Source organism: Marinobacter sp. MBR-99, assembly GCF_040547575.1.
Lineage (GTDB): Bacteria > Pseudomonadota > Gammaproteobacteria > Pseudomonadales > Oleiphilaceae > Marinobacter.
This window is the reverse complement of the sequence record NZ_JBEPPY010000007.1, coordinates 108,580-124,737: the sequence shown is the minus strand read 5'-3', so window position 1 is coordinate 124,737 and position 16,158 is coordinate 108,580. Positions and strand designations below refer to the sequence as shown.

11 protein-coding genes are annotated in these 16,158 nt (G+C 58.1%); 6 read left to right on the top strand and 5 right to left on the bottom strand.

Annotated features, from left to right (window positions below):
- Positions 1 to 23 precede the first annotated feature (23 nt).
- Complete coding sequence (locus tag ABIE59_RS08090; protein WP_354445859.1) at positions 24 to 1,070, top strand: HDOD domain-containing protein; 1,047 nt, start codon at positions 24 to 26, stop codon at positions 1,068 to 1,070.
- Here ABIE59_RS08090 and ABIE59_RS08085 read toward each other — a convergent pair.
- Entirely contained in the window at positions 1,053 to 2,417 is a 1,365-nt protein-coding gene (locus ABIE59_RS08085; RefSeq protein ID WP_354445857.1) for a YihY/virulence factor BrkB family protein, read from the bottom strand. The genes ABIE59_RS08090 and ABIE59_RS08085 overlap by 18 nt on opposite strands.
- Before the next feature lie 210 nt (positions 2,418 to 2,627).
- Between ABIE59_RS08085 and ABIE59_RS08080 the strand changes: the two genes are divergently transcribed.
- Positions 2,628 to 3,908, top strand: a complete 1,281-nt coding sequence (locus ABIE59_RS08080; protein WP_354445855.1) for an OmpP1/FadL family transporter — start codon at positions 2,628 to 2,630, stop codon at positions 3,906 to 3,908.
- Here ABIE59_RS08080 and ABIE59_RS08075 read toward each other — a convergent pair.
- Positions 3,899 to 4,837: a D-2-hydroxyacid dehydrogenase gene (locus ABIE59_RS08075; protein WP_354445853.1), complete on the bottom strand. Its 939-nt coding sequence runs from the start codon at positions 4,835 to 4,837 to the stop codon at positions 3,899 to 3,901. The genes ABIE59_RS08080 and ABIE59_RS08075 overlap by 10 nt on opposite strands.
- Positions 4,838 to 4,911: 74 nt before the next feature.
- Between ABIE59_RS08075 and tmpT the strand changes: the two genes are divergently transcribed.
- The 4 genes from tmpT (at position 4,912) to ABIE59_RS08055 (ending at position 10,656) form a co-directional block, all read left to right on the top strand.
- A complete protein-coding gene (gene tmpT / locus ABIE59_RS08070; RefSeq protein WP_354445851.1) occupies positions 4,912 to 5,571 on the top strand; it encodes a thiopurine S-methyltransferase in 660 nt (219 codons plus the stop codon).
- Between the two features lie 290 nt (positions 5,572 to 5,861).
- Complete coding sequence (locus ABIE59_RS08065; protein ID WP_354445849.1) at positions 5,862 to 7,784, top strand: PrkA family serine protein kinase; 1,923 nt, start codon at positions 5,862 to 5,864, stop codon at positions 7,782 to 7,784.
- Positions 7,785 to 7,810: 26 nt separating this feature from the next.
- Entirely contained in the window at positions 7,811 to 9,100 is a 1,290-nt protein-coding gene (locus ABIE59_RS08060) for a YeaH/YhbH family protein (protein WP_354445980.1), read from the top strand.
- Positions 9,097 to 10,656 (top strand): SpoVR family protein, encoded by a 1,560-nt coding sequence (locus tag ABIE59_RS08055; RefSeq protein ID WP_354445847.1) that lies wholly within the window; start codon positions 9,097 to 9,099, stop codon positions 10,654 to 10,656. The genes ABIE59_RS08060 and ABIE59_RS08055 overlap by 4 nt, the downstream gene beginning before the upstream one ends.
- Before the next feature lie 29 nt (positions 10,657 to 10,685).
- On the opposite strand, the gene ABIE59_RS08050 is transcribed toward ABIE59_RS08055, so the two are convergent.
- The 3 genes from ABIE59_RS08050 to ABIE59_RS08040 all read right to left on the bottom strand — a co-directional run bounded on the left by ABIE59_RS08050 (position 10,686) and on the right by ABIE59_RS08040 (position 16,154).
- Complete coding sequence (locus ABIE59_RS08050) at positions 10,686 to 12,788, bottom strand: TonB-dependent receptor family protein (protein WP_354445845.1); 2,103 nt, start codon at positions 12,786 to 12,788, stop codon at positions 10,686 to 10,688.
- A gap of 81 nt (positions 12,789 to 12,869) precedes the next feature.
- A complete protein-coding gene (locus ABIE59_RS08045) occupies positions 12,870 to 15,011 on the bottom strand; it encodes a TRAP transporter large permease subunit (RefSeq protein WP_354445843.1) in 2,142 nt (713 codons plus the stop codon).
- 3 nt (positions 15,012 to 15,014) lie between these two features.
- Positions 15,015 to 16,154 carry a putative solute-binding protein gene (locus tag ABIE59_RS08040; protein WP_354445841.1) on the bottom strand — a complete coding sequence of 380 codons (1,140 nt, stop codon included), beginning with the start codon at positions 16,152 to 16,154 and terminating at the stop codon, positions 15,015 to 15,017.
- Between the last annotated feature and the right edge of the window lie 4 nt (positions 16,155 to 16,158).

Genomic DNA, 16,158 nt, shown 5'->3' with positions numbered 1-16,158 from the left:
ACACGTTATACCGGAGGCAATGGATGCCGGGCTTTTTTTCCTGGATATCAGGCTTGTTTTCGACTCCGCCGCCTGCCATGGCTGCCACCGAGACACGCCTGTTTAACCCGGCGCAAAGTCACAGTCCCGAACAACACGCGTCAGACGCAGAGATTGTCAAACAACTGGAAGAGCATCTGTTCGGCTGGCTGCTTGACGCGTCTCCGGCAATGCTCCGATCCGAGTCCACCGGGGCAGAACGGTTACTAACGGAACTGGAGCGCCGCCTGCGCACCAGCGAAATGGAAGAGCTGCCGCGCAGGCCCGGCAGCTTGCCTATGCTGATGCGGGCGCTGTCCAACGAAACGACCGACCGCAAGCAGATTACCGACATCATCCTGAGTGACCCGTCGCTCACAGACCAACTCCTTCAGGTAGCCAACAGCCCCTACTTTCGGCCGGGTGACAACACCATAGAGTCGGTGGATCAAGCCGTATTTGTATTGGGGCTGGATGGCATCCGGAACGTTATTTCAGCAGCCGTCATGCGCCCAATGATGGCAGCAAGAAACAGCCGGGAAGCCCTGTTTGCGCAACGCGCCTGGCGCTGGGGGCTGACCTGCGCCCGGGCGGCGGAGCTGATCGCCCGCATTCACCGCGACGACACCAGTGCCCATTTCATGGTGGGGCTGCTACCGGCACTTGCCTATATCACCATTCGTCGGGAGCTGGGACGCATCTACCGGACACAGAATGCCGGCAGCGAGCCGGAGCCAGCGGTTCTGAGGATAGCCCTGATTCGACATCAATGGACTGCTTGCCAGTTGCTGGCCAATGTCTGGAACCTGCCACCGAAATATCATGCCTGGCTGCTATCGGCAGAACGCCCGGCGCCCAGGCAAGCCCACTCGGCACTCACCGATGGCTTGTTGTTGGGCACCCGAGAAGTTCTGCGCCATGCTCGCCAGCGCAACCTGCCGGACGACAAGCTCGCTCAGATAGTGCACCTGACACCGGAGCAGGTCAGCCCGGTGCGCAAGGCCGTTCTCAGAATGCTGCAGGAAGGCAAAAGCTCAAAAGCCGACGCCTGACACCTTCGAGGCATCCATGGCGCTGCCCTGGGGCTGGGGATCTTCCCCGGCAGCCAGCAACTCCGCAAAACTGACATCTTCCCGTTGGCCAACAAGATCACAAAGCTGCACCGGCATGGCGCCGGCAGGCAGCCGGTCAACCACACGGTCTTCGTCCCGCCGCACAGTCTGCAAAACGCCGCCAATGGTGATCAGGTTCAATGCTCTGCCCGGCACAAGCTGATCGCCATTACGACCGGCCAGGCTCAACAAACCGGCACGAATGAGCTTGTCACTGATGTTTCGGGTAATTTCGCCCGGTACTCGCAGTTCGTATTCCAGAGCTTCCTGCTGTGGCGCTGGCTCGCCACGACTGAACGGCTTGGCCACCATCCACATCAAGGCAAGGGCAACACGCTCCTGAAGTTCCGGAGCCTGCTGCACGTTCTGGCGCTTGGCCACGGATCCCGGATTCTGCATGTAGAATGCAAGACTGGCGCCGAGCAGCAGAATCATCCAGTTCAGATAGGTCCAGATCAGCAGAATGATACCCACCGCAAAGCCGGAATAAATGGCGGCATACTTGGTGGAGCCCGCCACAAACGAAGCGAATATCATGCCTGCCGCCTGCCAGGAGATCCCCGCCACCAGGCCAGCAATGAAGGCGTAGCGCAACTTCACCCTTGTGTTCGGAATAAACACATAGACGAAGGTAAACGCACCCACTACCAGGAAGAAGGGCGTGAAACGGCTAACCAGAACGATTAACGAACCGAATGGCTCAATCTCCATGAACCTTTGCACCGCGTTCGAGGAGAATATGGTGGCCGTGACACCAATGGCGGACACCATCAACAACGGCCCCACCATGATCACACTCAGATAGTTGCTGAAGCGCTGGGCCATGGACCGCATTTCCGGCACCCGCCAGATCATGTTGAAGGAGCGCTCGACTTTTTGGACCAGTGAGATAACGGTGTACACAAGCAGGGCGAGCCCCACAAACCCAAGCACCCCCACTTTCATATTGTCCACAAACCCGAGAATGCGCTCTGCCACCTCAATGCCCTGGGGCCCCATCGGCTCAAAAAACTGGTACAGCAAGGGTTCCATGCGCTGGTGGACACCCATCGCTTTGAGCACCGAAAAGCTCAGAGCCAGCAACGGCACAATGCTTAACAAGGTGGTATAGACCAGGCTCATGGCATGCAGGGTCAACTGACCGCTGATCACATCCCGAACCACGGCATATAAAGAACGGCCGGTTTTGTATAGCCAGGTCCAGGGCCATTTCTGCGGTGGATTGGGGTTGGCGAGAATCCACTTCTCCGCCGCCTGAAGCCGCTCTTTGGTTTGAATTGATGCCACGCAAGATCCTGCTTGTCAGTGTTTTCTACAGCTTATCAGCCGAATGGCAGTAAACAAGCTGATTCCGATTCATAAGTACAGTCGTGTTCAGGCTCGCGGCCCAAAATCACAATATAACCATATCAAATTTTGTTACTTCCACTTATAACCTAATTAACGTAAAACGACGCTCCCAAAGAACCAATCCGTTTATCGCCACAGGGTTTATCCATGCGCTTGTCCCGAATTCTTGCCACGACCACCCTTATTGCCGCAGCGCCGTCTGCCGCATTGGCCACCAATGGCTATTTCAGCCACGGCTACGGCACCATCAATGCCGGCATGGCAGGGGCGGGAACCGCCCTGTCACAGGACAGCATTGCTGCGGCCACCAACCCTGCGGGTATGGCATTTGTGGGCAGTCGTGTGGATGGCGGGCTGGAGGTGTTTTCTCCGCGCAGGCGCTACACGGTTGACGGTGGCGTACTGGCCCCGCCTGCGGGCACTTTCTATCTTGCTCCCGGCACCGTACAAAGCGAAAACGATGCGTTCCTGATCCCCCACTTCGGGTACAACCGGGCTATGGGGAACGGCCACAGCTTTGGCCTGTCGGTGTTTGCCAATGGCGGGATGAATACAGAATACAGTGGCGAGAACGGCGGCACCTTTGGCGCAGGCAAAACCGGAGTCAATCTGGAGCAGCTGTTTATTGCCCCCACCTGGTCCTGGGAGTTTACCCATGGGCAAGCCATCGGCGTGTCACCACTGATTGCCTATCAACGATTCAAGGCAACCGGGCTGCAGTCATTCGCGGGTTTTTCTTCAAACCCCGACGCGCTCTCCAATAACGGAACAGACGACGCCTGGGGCTACGGTCTGCAGATCGGCTGGCAGGGCCAGGTCACCGACACCCTGAGGGCCGGACTGAACTGGCGCACCATTCTGGAAATGGAAGAGTTCAGCAAGTACGAAGGCCTGTTTGCCGAGCAAGGCGGCTTTGATATTCCCCAGATGTTCAACGCCGGCATCGCCTGGTCCGGCATTGAAAACCACTGGCTGCTGCTGGATGTCCAGCACATCCGCTACAGCGAGATCAATAGCATTGGCAACCCCATGTTGCCGGCGCTTGGCATGGCCGCCATGGGCGATCCCAACTCGCAGCTCGGCGCAGATAACGGCCCGGGCTTCGGCTGGGACAACATGACCATCGTCAAACTCGGCTGGCAGTGGCAGCAGACCAACGAACAAACCTGGCGCGCCGGCGTCAGTTACGGTGAGCAGCCCATTCCGGATGAAGAGGTGCTGTTCAACATCCTCGCCCCAGGCGTTCAGGAATGGCATATCACCGGCGGCTTCACCCATCGGTTCAGCGAAGCCCTGGAGGTATCCGGCATGGTTTTCTACTCACCGAGAAAAACCGTTCGGGGTGAAAACCCACTTGGCCCCGGCCAGGAGATTGAGCTGAGCATGAGCCAGGTGGGTGCTTCCTTCAGCGTTGGCTATCAGTTCTGAACCGACGCCAGATTCCCCACGGTAATCCCCACGATCCGCTGACGGGCCTCACGACTGGCCCAGGCGGAGTGGGGTGTGAGAATCAAGTTCGGAATATCCTCTGCCAACAATGGATTCCCGTTGCGTGGCGGCTCCTCAGTCAGCACATCAAAGCCCGCCCCGGCAATCTCGCCTTTGCGCAGGGCGTTCACCAGCGCCACTTCATCTACCAGACCTCCCCGGCTGGTGTTGATCAGTAGCGCTGTGGGTTTCATCAACCCCAGTTCCCGCTCACCAATCATATTCCGGGTGTCATCGGTCAGCAGGCAGTGCAGAGACAGTACGTCGGCCTGCGCCAACAGGTCGTCCAGCGGAACCCGGGAATAGCCATCGACCTCTCCGGGCTGCTGCCCCGGCCGACAACCCAGCACAATGTTCATACCAAAGGCCTTTGCCCGTTCCGCCACACCCTGCCCCAGGTCGCCATAACCGACAATGCCCAGGGTTTTGCCCTCCAGCTCCATAATCGGGTAGTCCATCAGGCAGAACATATCACTCTTACCCCAGGTACCATTTCTGGCATCCCGATTGTAATCCAGTAACCGCGTAGCCAGCGCCAGAATCAGCGCCATGGTGTGCTGGGCTACCGTGGAACGGCCATAGTTGGTCACGTTCATCACAGTGACCCCGTGCTCCTTTGCGGCCGCCCGGTCAATGTTGTTCAGGCCCGTGGCCACCACCGCAATCGTCTTCAGCTCCGGGCAGGCGTCGAAATGCTCCCTGCCCAGCACCACCTTGTTCACCAGCACCGTATCAAAACCCTGAATCCGCTCCACAACCTGCTCGGGCGCGGTTCGGTCATAACAGGTCAGGCCACCGGTCACCTGCTCCAGCGGAGACAGATCCACATCACGGCCAAGGGTTAGGGTATCCAGAAAGACCGCCTTCATACTTTTCTCCCAACTCATGATCGGCACAGATTAAGGTAGACTGGGTAAAACGAGCAAATTCAGGGAGGCAAACCATGGAACACGAATTCTGGCACGAACGTTGGGAAAAGAGCCAAATCGGCTTCCACGAGGGTACGGTAAACCAATACCTGCACGATCACTGGCCGGAACTGGCCGGCGAAGGCACCGAAGCCGTGTTCGTGCCCTTGTGCGGCAAAGCCCACGACATGTGGTGGCTCCACGACCGTGGCCACCCCATCATCGGCGTGGAACTCAGCGACATCGCCTGCAAAGACTTCTTCGAAGAAGCCGGCGAAAAAGCCAAGGTTCATCCGGGCGAGCCTTTCACCACTTTCAAACACGACGACCTGCAACTCTGGTGCGGCGACTTCTTCCAGCTGGTGCCGGATGATCTCAAGCACATCCGACTGGTCTACGACCGCGCCGCCCTCATCGCCCTGCCCCCGGAAATGCGCAAGGGTTATGTGGAACACCTGACCGCCATCATCCCGGACGACACCCGAATCCTGCTGATCACCCTCGACTACGACAGCAGCGAAATGCAAGGCCCTCCCTTCAACGTCAGCGACGAGGAAGTGTTCCAGCTGTATAGCGAGGACTATGAAGTCAACCACGTTCTCAAGCGGGACATGGCCCATGACAATCCCTTCGCCAAAAGAAGAGGGCTGAGAAACGGTGCCGCAGAAAGCGTATTCACTCTGACGAAGAAATAACGGCTGCCAGTTCAAGCGGGCCCTGTGGGGCCCGTTGCCAGCCCCGCAACGCGCCGTAACATAATTTAATGAACCTAAGATGACCCCCACCTGTCCAACCCCCGAACTCTGAACTAAGCTCAGAATAAGCAGGCCGGAAACCTCCGGATAACGTATACCTGTTTAACAGAACCACTCCACTAACCCATCAACCAGAGCACACCGCCGGGGACCGGCGGCGTAATAGCAACGGGGACATTGCGTGAGTTAAGGCAGTCTTATAACAAGCGAGAGCAAGCGAGGGGCCATCTATGAGCATTCTGCAGCACTTCAAAGACCGGTATGCATCCACTCAGGAGGAAGAATTTTCCCTTGAGGAATACCTGGAGATCTGCAAAAAGGACCCAACGGCATACAGCACCGCCGCCGAGCGAATGCTGATCGCCATAGGCGAACCAGAACTGATTGACACCTCCCGTGACCCTCGGCTGTCACGCATTTTTTCCAACAAAGTCATCAAACGTTACCCGGAATTCTCTGAGTTCTACGGCATGGAAGAAGCCGTGGAAAACATCGTGTCGTTCTTCCGCCACGCCGCTCAAGGCCTGGAAGAGAAGAAGCAGATTCTTTACCTGCTCGGCCCGGTGGGCGGCGGCAAATCCTCCCTGGCGGAAAAACTCAAGGCACTGATGCAGAAGGTGCCGTTCTATGCCATCAAGGATTCTCCCGTCAACGAAAGCCCCCTGGGCCTGTTCGACCCGGACGAAGACGGCCCGATTCTGGAAGAAGAGTACGGCATTCCCGGCCGCTACCTGAAAAACATCATGTCGCCCTGGGCGGTAAAACGACTGCACGAGTATGGCGGCGACATCAGCCAGTTCCGGGTAGTGAAGCGCTACCCGTCGGTGCTCGACCAGATCGGGGTGTCCAAGACCGAACCCGGTGACGACAACAACCAGGATATTTCGGCGCTGGTGGGCAAGGTCAACATCCGCATGCTGGAAGACTACTCTCAGGACGATCCTGACGCCTATAGCTTCAGCGGCGGCCTTTGCAAGGCCAACCAGGGGCTGATGGAGTTTGTGGAAATGTTCAAGGCGCCCATCAAGGTGCTGCATCCGCTGTTAACCGCCACCCAGGAAGGCAACTACAACACGACTGAAGGCATGGGCTCGGTGCCGTTCGACGGCGTGATCCTGGCCCACTCCAACGAATCCGAGTGGCAGACCTTCCGCAACAACAAGCACAACGAGGCCTTCCTGGACCGGGTATACATCGTCAAGGTGCCCTATTGCGTGCGGGTGACCGAAGAAATCGAGATCTACCGCAAGCTGCTGAAAAACAGCTCCCTGTCCGGCGCGCCCTGTGCACCAGACACCCTGGACATGCTGGCCCAGTTCTCGGTGCTGTCACGCATCAAGGAACCGGAAAACTCCAGCATCTTCTCCAAGATGAAGGTGTACGACGGCCAGAGCATCAAAGACACCGACCCGAAAGCCAAGTCCATCCAGGAATATCGCGATGCCGCCGGGGTAATGGAAGGCATGGATGGCCTGTCTACTCGCTTCGCGTTCAAGATCCTGTCCAAGGTATTCAACTTCGATACCACCGAAGTGGCGGCCAACCCCGTGCACCTGCTGTATGTGCTGGAAAAACAGATCGAGCAGGAGCAGTACCCGTCGGAGATTCAGGAAAAGTACCTGCGATTCATCAAGGAATACCTGGCACCGCACTATGTGCAGTTCATCGGCAAGGAAATCCAGACCGCCTACCTGGAAAGCTACAGCGAATACGGCCAGAACCTGTTCGACCGTTACGTGACCTACGCTGACCTGTGGATACAGGACCAGGAGTTCCGAGACCCGGAAACCGGGGAAATACTGGACCGCGCCTCCATCAACGACGAGCTGGAAAAAATCGAGAAGCCCGCAGGCATCAGCAATCCGAAAGACTTCCGAAACGAAGTGGTCAACTTTGTGCTACGGGCCCGGGCCAACAACCAGGGCCAGAACCCCAGCTGGCTCAGTTACGAGAAGCTGCGCAGCGTGATCGAGAAGAAGATGTTCTCGAACACCGAAGACCTGCTGCCGGTGATCTCTTTTAACCCGAAAGCCAGTCAGGAAGACCAGAAGAAGCACAAACAGTTTGTTGAACGCATGGTTGAACGTGGGTACACGGAGAAACAGGTCCGCTTGCTCGCCGAGTGGTATCTGCGTGTGCGTAAGTCCCATTAACGGCCAGCGGGAGCAGTACCATGGGTATGACCCACATAGTCGACCGGCGACTGAACGGTAAAAACAAAAGCGCAGTGAACCGGGAGCGGTTCCTGCGCCGTTACCGCCATCACATCAAAAAAGCGGTATCTGAGGCGGTCCAGAAGCGATCCATCACGGATATCGAACGGGGCGAGAAAGTAAGCATTCCCGCCCGGGATATCGACGAGCCCATATTCCACCACGGCCAGGGCGGCCGGCGGGAAGTGGTGCATCCTGGCAACCAGGAATGGGTAGCTGGTGACACAATACCCAAACCTCCTGGCGGAGGCGGAAAAGGTCAGGGGCAAGGCGAGGCCAGCCCGGATGGCGAAGGCATGGACGAATTTGCCTTCCAGATCACTCAGGAAGAGTTCCTGGAATTCCTGTTTGATGACCTGGAACTGCCTAACCTGGCCCGGAAGAAACTCAAGGATACCGAAGCCTTCAGCTACGTACGGGCCGGTTTTACCAGCCAGGGCGTGCCCGCCAAGCTCGATGTAGTGCGCTCCCTGAGAGGCGCCCATGCCCGCAGGCTTGGCCTTGGCGGCGCCCGCAAAAAAAAGATCAAAGACCTGGAAAAGCAGCTTGAGATCTTGAAAAGCGCCCCGGATGACCTGGACCCGGCATTCAGCCACGAAGACCAGATCAAGGTACTGGAAGACGAGATCGTGCGGCTGAAAGCCAACGTCAAGCGCATCCCGTTTATCGACGAAATCGATCTGCGGTACCGGCAACACCAGAAGCAACCCAAGCCCGCCACCAGCGCCGTGATGTTCTGCCTGATGGACGTGTCCGGCTCCATGACCCAGATGCACAAGGACATCGCCAAGCGCTTTTTCATCCTGCTTTATCTGTTTTTGAAAAAGAACTACAAGAAGATCGACGTGGTGTTTATTCGTCACCACACCAGCGCCAAGGAAGTGGACGAAGAGGAATTCTTCTACAGCCGGGAAACCGGCGGCACCATTGTCTCCAGCGCCCTGAAGCTGATGCACAGGATCATCGAAGCCCGATACTCGCCGGCGGAGTGGAACATCTACGCCGCCCAGGCATCGGATGGGGACAACTGGAACGATGATTCCCCGGTTTGCAGCAAGCTGCTGGCCAACAGCATTCTGCCGCTGGTGCAGTACTACTCCTACATCGAAATCACACCCCAGGACCACCAGATGCTCTGGTACGAGTACGAGAAGATCCTGGAACAGTTTCCCCAGAGTTTTGCCATGCAGCAAATTGCAGACCCTGGTGATATTTACCCTGTATTCCGACAGTTGTTCGAGAGGAAAGCGGCATGAGCAGCCTGATTGATCGCCCGAACGCACCGGAGAGCGAACAACCCAAGGCAGGAACGCCCATTTCCACCGGCTCGGAGTGGACCTTTGAGCTGATCCAGAAGTACGACGAGGAGATTGCCAAGTGCGCCGCCGAGTTCGGCCTGGACACCTACCCTAATCAGGTGGAAGTGATCACCGCCGAGCAAATGATGGATGCCTACAGTTCCGTGGGCATGCCTGTAGGTTATCACCACTGGTCATTCGGCAAGCAGTTCCTCCAGACATCCAAGGGGTATCAACGCGGGCAGATGGGACTGGCCTACGAGATTGTGATCAACTCCAACCCCTGCATCGCCTACCTGATGGAAGAAAATACCCTGCCCATGCAGGCGCTGGTGATTGCCCACGCCAGCTATGGCCACAATTCGTTCTTCAAGGGCAACTACCTGTTCCGTACCTGGACCGACGCCAGTGCGATCATCGACTACCTGGTGTTCGCCCGCAATTATGTGGCCGAATGCGAGGAACGCCATGGCGTGGATGCGGTGGAAGAAATCCTCGACTCCTGCCACGCCCTGATGAACTATGGCGTCGACCGCTACAAGCGACCGGCGCCCATTTCCGCCGCCGAGGAAGCCCTGCGCCAGAAAGAGCGGGAAGAATACCAGCAGCGGCGCATCAATGATTTGTGGCGCACCATCCCGAAACCGGACGAAGACGACGACCCGATCAAGCGCAAACCCCGGTACCCGGAAGAGCCTCAGGAAAACCTGCTGTACTTCATCGAAAAGAACGCGCCACTGCTGGAAACCTGGCAACGGGAGCTGGTGCGCATTGTGCGCAAACTGGCGCAGTACTTTTACCCGCAACGCCAAACCCAGGTGATGAACGAGGGCTGGGCTACCTTCTGGCACTACACCCTGTTGCACCGGATGTACGAGAAGGGCCTGGTGACCGATGGCTTCATGCTGGAATTCCTTCAAAGCCACACCGCCGTGGTGTACCAGCCACCGTTCAACAGTCCCTGGTATTCCGGCATTAACCCCTACACCCTGGGCTTCTCCATCTTCACCGACCTGCGCCGCATCTGCGAGAACCCCACTGCTGAAGACCGGGAGTGGTTCCCGGATATCGCTGGCAAGGACTGGCTGGAAACCGTGCACTTCGCCATGCGCAACTTCAAGGACGAAAGCTTTATCCAACAGTTTCTATCGCCCAAGGTGATGCGGGACCTCAAACTGTTCGCCATCGAGAACGATGACCAGGAAGACCACTACATGGTAACCGCAATCCACGACGACCCGGGTTACCGACCGTTGCGGGAGAAACTGGCGCGCCAGTACAACCTCAGTTACCGGGAACCCAACATTCAGGTGTGGAATGTGAATGTGCGGGGCGACCGTTCACTCACCCTGCGGCATATTCCCGTGGACCGGGTACCGCTTGGCAAGGAAACGGACGAGGTGCTGAAACACGCCCACCGGCTGTGGGGCTTTGATGTGCACCTGGAAAGCGTGGATGACGGCAAGGTGGTTGAGGAGCATCACTGCCCACCCAGTGGCGCTGAAGAGGAGTGACCATAATGGGCCACCCCTGAGATCACAAATCAGAAAGTCAATTCAATGCCCGCATAAAAAGTTCTTCCAGCGCCGGGTTCAAAGTAACCTCTGTCCTCGATGGGCCGGTTTGCGTTGGCATTAATGCGCACATTGCTGAAGTAATCTTCATCCAGCACATTGCGGACACCGGCATAGAGATTGAGCCTCTGATTGCCCAGGCGCACCGAGTCACCGGCTCGGGCGCCCAGCAACCAGTAATCGCTTACCTTGGTCTGGTTGCTGTTCTCGGCGTAAAAGCTGCCAACGTACTGCCATTCCAGCGCTGCGAACCGGCCAGCCATACCCCGCCACTCCAGTTCAGACACCCAGAGGGTGCCGGGCAAGCCGGGGATGTCATTGCCATCAGCCTCATTGCCCTGTTCGTCCGTGAAGTCGCGCAGCTCGTAGTCTGCCAGGGTCAGTGCTGTGGTCGCCCGCCAGGCATAGGAGATATCCCAGCCCAGGCCCAGTTCAACACCGTTGCGCCGGGTTTCGCCGGCATTTTCGTAGAAGGTACGGCCATCCAGTTCGTAGGGCAGGATTTCATCCTTAACCCGGATGGAGAACAGCGCCAGGTCGTAACTGAGCGCGTTGCCCCATAAACCACGAACACCAATCTCCCGGTTCAGCGCCTTTTGTGGTTCCACATCCGGGTTGAAGCCCCCGGCACCGGAGGGGTTGGCAAACTCGGTAAACGTAGGCGACTCAAACGCCGACCCAACGGTGGCGTATACCTGATGCCGGGGCGCCAGGCGATAGCTCAGGCCAACCACGCCGCTGACTTCCCGGAACGTCCGGCTGCCGGAATCGTCTCCGTCCTCAAGCCGGTCATCATCAACCGACAGGCGCAGATGATCCCAGCGGGTCCCGAGTGAAAAGTTTAACCGATCCGTCAGCGCCAGATCCCCTTGGGCGAATACAGCCACGTTTGTCGCGTTCTGGGTTTCTGCCTGGGTTTGCCCGGTAATCTCGCCCATGGGTGACACCTGGTAGCGCCGGCGGTCATCCGACTGCCGATGGACATCCGCGCCGGTTACCCAGGTCAAAGGTCGCCCGGCCAGCTCGGAACTTTGCTGGTACTGGGAACTGATTCCGTAAAAATGGCGGTCGTAGGCCACTCGGCTGGCGCCGGGAAAAGGCAACTGCTGGGCGAAATCCCGATGGCTGTAAAAGGTGTTCACGGTCACCTCACCGGGCAATACGGCGGCGTCCTGATACTGCAGCCCCAGGGTTTGCTGATTCACCGTCTGACCGCTATCCAGGCGCTTGGCCATGAAGGTGGCCTGGTTTGGGTCTTCCTCTACCTGGGCCAGGGTCAGACCGCCCGGGTCCTGGGCTTTCGGGTTATGCAAGGCGTTGAAGGTGGCAGTCAGCTCACGCTCCGAATCCAGCTCGTGGGAAATACGGGCGTTGAACAGACCTTTTTCAGCTTCGCTCTGTTCCCGGTGGCCGTTTACATTCATCCAGGACAGCGTTGCGATGGCACTGGTGTCGCCGCGAACGCCATTACCCTGAATGGCGGCCTTGCGGTAATCATCGCTGCCGCCATCAAGGCGCAGCCGGGCACCGGGGGGCAAATCATCGCCACGGGCGGTGGTGATATCCAGTACACCACCAGCGGCATTGCCATACTGCACCGAGGACGGGCCCCGAATTACCTCAATGCGCTGAGCGGAATCCAGGTCGATGGCATCGATCTGCGACTGGCCATCCGGCAGGGTATAGGGAATGCCGTCTACCTGAATGCGGATACCGCGAATACCGAAGGGCGCGCGAGCCCCAAAACCCCGGGTCGACAGTCGCAGATTCTGGGCGAAGTTGTAACGGTTCTGGAAGAAAAGCCCAGGCACGGTATTGAGGGATTCATCCAGTTGCAGGCGCTGCTGGCCCTGGCGGATGGCGGGGGCGTCCACTACGCTGACCGCAGCGGGGGTATCGTAAAGGTCACGAGCCAGGCGAGGTGACGTCACTTCCAGAACGACTTCACCGATCACTTCACCCTCGTCCGCAACCTGCGCCACCAACTTGCTCGTCGGCATCATTCCCGACACAACGGCGAACACAATCACCAACCGCCGTGAGTAACCATGCCCCTGGGCTTTCTCTTCCACTTCACCACTCCCCTGCCATCAGTTGCATGATACGCACCAGCCACGAAGCCGATCACATCCGCGCAGACCTGAGCATAACGACTAAGCCGGAGACTGAATACCCAACAATAGTTGGAATATTGTGCTCCCAAAGGCTGGCAGGTAAGTCACCATCATCAGTGTAGTGCCCATGACCAGCACCGGGAGAATGAAGCGGAAATTGCGCTGCCAGAAGGCACCATACAGGCTCTCCGGCGATGTGGGCACACCCACCACCTGCCTGGTCAGCAAATGGTTGAGCGCCACCGGTGGAGTCAGATACCCCATTTCAAATGCCAGCACGGTCATCACCCAGAAGTGAAGTGGATCGATTCCATTGTTCAGGGCGATGGGTGCCAGCGTGGCGTTTACCAACAGTACCGCGCCATAGGGGTCCATGATCATGCCAATAAACACCAGCAAGCCCATCAGCAGCGTGAGTGTCAGCCATACCGACCCCAGTTGTTCAGGGAACAACTCGAGCAGGCCCGAACGCTCGATCAGGCCGCCGACACTGACGGACAGCGCCATTAACATCAGCAGGGCACCGATCAGGGCACTGGATTCACGGGTAGCGCGCAACACAGCGGGCGAAAAGCCTCTTGCCAACGGACCACGGGCATCCTCCGGCAAATCATCAGCGTCAGGGTCCGGTGACCTGAGCACAAAACGCTCGAACGCCAGCACCAGCAGCAGAATCAACGGCAGAATGGCTGGTGCAGAGAACTCATCCAGCCCCCGATTCAGCAGTAGGTTCCACAGCAGGATCACGCCCGCGAAAATGGCTACATAAGGCAGAAGCGGCACCAACGCACGCAGCATGCCGGGCACCGCCTCCCGCAAAGGCGCGATTTTTCCTTTCGACGGTCCGCCGATCAAGAACACATAGATGGCGTAAACCGACGCGGTCAACAGCAATACCCTGGCGCCGGCGCTGAACATTTCGTCGGTGGTCACACTGTTGTTGAGGGTGGCAACAATGACCACCAGCAGACAGGGACGCAGCATGGTCCCCATGGAGCCGGAGATCGCCGTGGTCGCTAGTGCCAGTTGCTCCGATGTACCCGCGCGCCGCAACTCCCGGTATAGCGTGAGACCGGCCGCCAGAATAAAGATACCGGACGCACCGCTGTAGGCGGTGGGCAAGGCGGTGAGCAGTAGCACCGCCACCCCGAGCCATTTCGGAGGCAACCGCCAGGGTCGCAGAACATTGAATACCTTCCTGGGAAGATGGGTGCGCGCCAGCAACATACCCACCCACACGTAGAGCCCAAGGTTGAGGAACAATGCCGATAACTCCGCCATCATGGTGAGGTAGACGGCAATACCGTGGTAGAAGCCGTGAAACGCAAACTGGATGGAGGCAGAAATACACATGAAGCTGTAGAGAGGCACGCTCAGCATGGCCCGAGACCAGCTTCTGCCCACAGGCAGGTCATCCCTCCGCTGGCGCAGCTGCCAGAGGGAAATCAGGGTGAGCGAACCAAAACCCGCCACCCAGATATCGTGCATGAACAGATGAGCCAGGGGCATGCCGGCCTCTGCCTGAGCCAGCTCCTGTTGCCGATAAAGCCAGGTAGAGGCGGTCAGCAGTGCATTGGCCACCAGTTGCGAAACCGTGGCGACCCGGTCATCCAGACGGCTTTCTACCGGCCGAAGGGCAATGTGCTGGCGCCCTAGGGTTGCGGCCGCTGCACAGAACAGCAGCATCAGCCCCAGCAGCACCCGGCGGTTTCCGGTTACCAGCAGTACGGCCTGAGACAGCCCTGTCTCTATCAGAACGAAAGCCTGAACCCCTGGACCATTGAGCGACTGTAAGCGCTCCCAATTAGCCAGGCGATTCGCGCAGGTGCGGGATGCGGCCAACACCGAGGCGCGGATCTGTTCACGGTCGATCTGGTCGCCGAACACATCAGCGAAGGGGTCGGCAGATTTTTCGGCTTTTTTGACCGCAACAGCGAGGTCTACCGCCGCCTCTTCGTCGACCACGACCTGGCAACCCGGCGCACTGATCCGGTCGATCACCCGCAAGTTGAAGTAGTCGGGCCAGGTTTCCCCGCCGATTTCCAGTATCCGTGAGTGCAGGGTTTCACCTACCGAGGCCAACAACGTCAGCACAAGAATGGCAAGCATCGGCACACTGGCCAGGGTCATTGACCAGGTGCGACTGGCCGTTACAGGAGCAGTCCGGGAATCGGTGGTCATGGCTTACTCCACCGGATTACTGCATTCCTCACGGCTACCGTCAGCGCGGCACCGGATCTTGCGCTGCAGGGTCAACATGTCCCCGCTGTAGTAGCCTTGCTCGCGCAACTCCAGCCTCGCTGCCTGCATCATCGCATCGTATTCCCGGCGGTCTTCAGCGGGAATTCTGATCCACCACTTGTCCGGCACCTTTTCCTCTTCCATCCGGACACGGCTGATGATTTCATCGGAACCCTGGAAAAAAGCCTCTCGCACAAGCTGCGCCAGTTCGTTGGGGATGACCTCAGCGCGGCCAATCAGCTGCATGGTGATATGGGTCAACGGCAGGTCGATAATGCCACCGTCCGGCTCCAGCCCCTTGTGCAGCTCCATTACCTCATAGGCTGCCAGCGGCGCTGCCAGTACGTCGACCACCCCGGTATTGAACATATTGGGGGCATTAACAATGTCAGCGACCACCGGGGTAGCGCCCACACCAGAAATCATCTCCGCCTGGGTAGGATCGTAATCCAGCACCACCACTCGCTTACCAGATGCCTTTGCCAGGGTATTGATGCTGCGGTCGTTCACAAACACATGGGCGGCGCCTGCCGGAGCAATACCCATCACCACATAGCCGTTGCTCACCATGCGATCCGCACTGCGGGGATCGGCCATCAGCTGCAAGCCCAACAGCATTTGCTCGTGATCCGGGAAGCCGCCAATCGAATCCAGGGTGCCGGTGTATTGATTGAACAATCGCGCACGCAGCCCACTCATCAGGGCGGCGTCGCAGGTACCGGATTTGAGCTCTTCTACCATCACCGATTCGCTGGTGTATGGCACCATCTCTACGTTGATACCGTACTGGAGAATTCTGTGCCGCTGATCCTGGGCTGCGCCATAAATAGGGCCGGAGCGCCCAAAGATATCCCAGACACAGACCCGGTATGTCCGGTCTGGATCGGGCTGCAGGCCGGTCAATTCCTGCATGGCGTTGATACGTTGTTCCAGGGGAAGGCTCTGGTCATAAACCTTCGCCCGCAAGTCTTCATTGGCCCAGGTCAGAACCGGGAGGCAGGACATCACGAAGGTGGTCGCCAGTAAAAGACACCAGGTGATCCAGTGGCAGGAAGGGGGCGTTCGAAGGGCAAGAGGCATCATTATT

What these genes read in the sequence shown, in the direction of transcription:
- ABIE59_RS08090 (WP_354445859.1), top strand. Translation starts at nt 24, where the DNA reads ATGCCGGGCTTTTTTTCCTGGATATCAGGCTTGTTTTCGACTCCGCCG.
- ABIE59_RS08080 (WP_354445855.1), top strand. Translation starts at nt 2,628, where the DNA reads ATGCGCTTGTCCCGAATTCTTGCCACGACCACCCTTATTGCCGCAGCG.
- ABIE59_RS08075 (WP_354445853.1), bottom strand. Translation starts at nt 4,837, where the DNA reads ATGAAGGCGGTCTTTCTGGATACCCTAACCCTTGGCCGTGATGTGGAT.
- tmpT (WP_354445851.1), top strand. Translation starts at nt 4,912, where the DNA reads ATGGAACACGAATTCTGGCACGAACGTTGGGAAAAGAGCCAAATCGGC.
- ABIE59_RS08065 (WP_354445849.1), top strand. Translation starts at nt 5,862, where the DNA reads ATGAGCATTCTGCAGCACTTCAAAGACCGGTATGCATCCACTCAGGAG.
- ABIE59_RS08060 (WP_354445980.1), top strand. Translation starts at nt 7,811, where the DNA reads ATGACCCACATAGTCGACCGGCGACTGAACGGTAAAAACAAAAGCGCA.
- ABIE59_RS08055 (WP_354445847.1), top strand. Translation starts at nt 9,097, where the DNA reads ATGAGCAGCCTGATTGATCGCCCGAACGCACCGGAGAGCGAACAACCC.
- ABIE59_RS08045 (WP_354445843.1), bottom strand. Translation starts at nt 15,011, where the DNA reads ATGACCACCGATTCCCGGACTGCTCCTGTAACGGCCAGTCGCACCTGG.
- ABIE59_RS08040 (WP_354445841.1), bottom strand. Translation starts at nt 16,154, where the DNA reads ATGATGCCTCTTGCCCTTCGAACGCCCCCTTCCTGCCACTGGATCACC.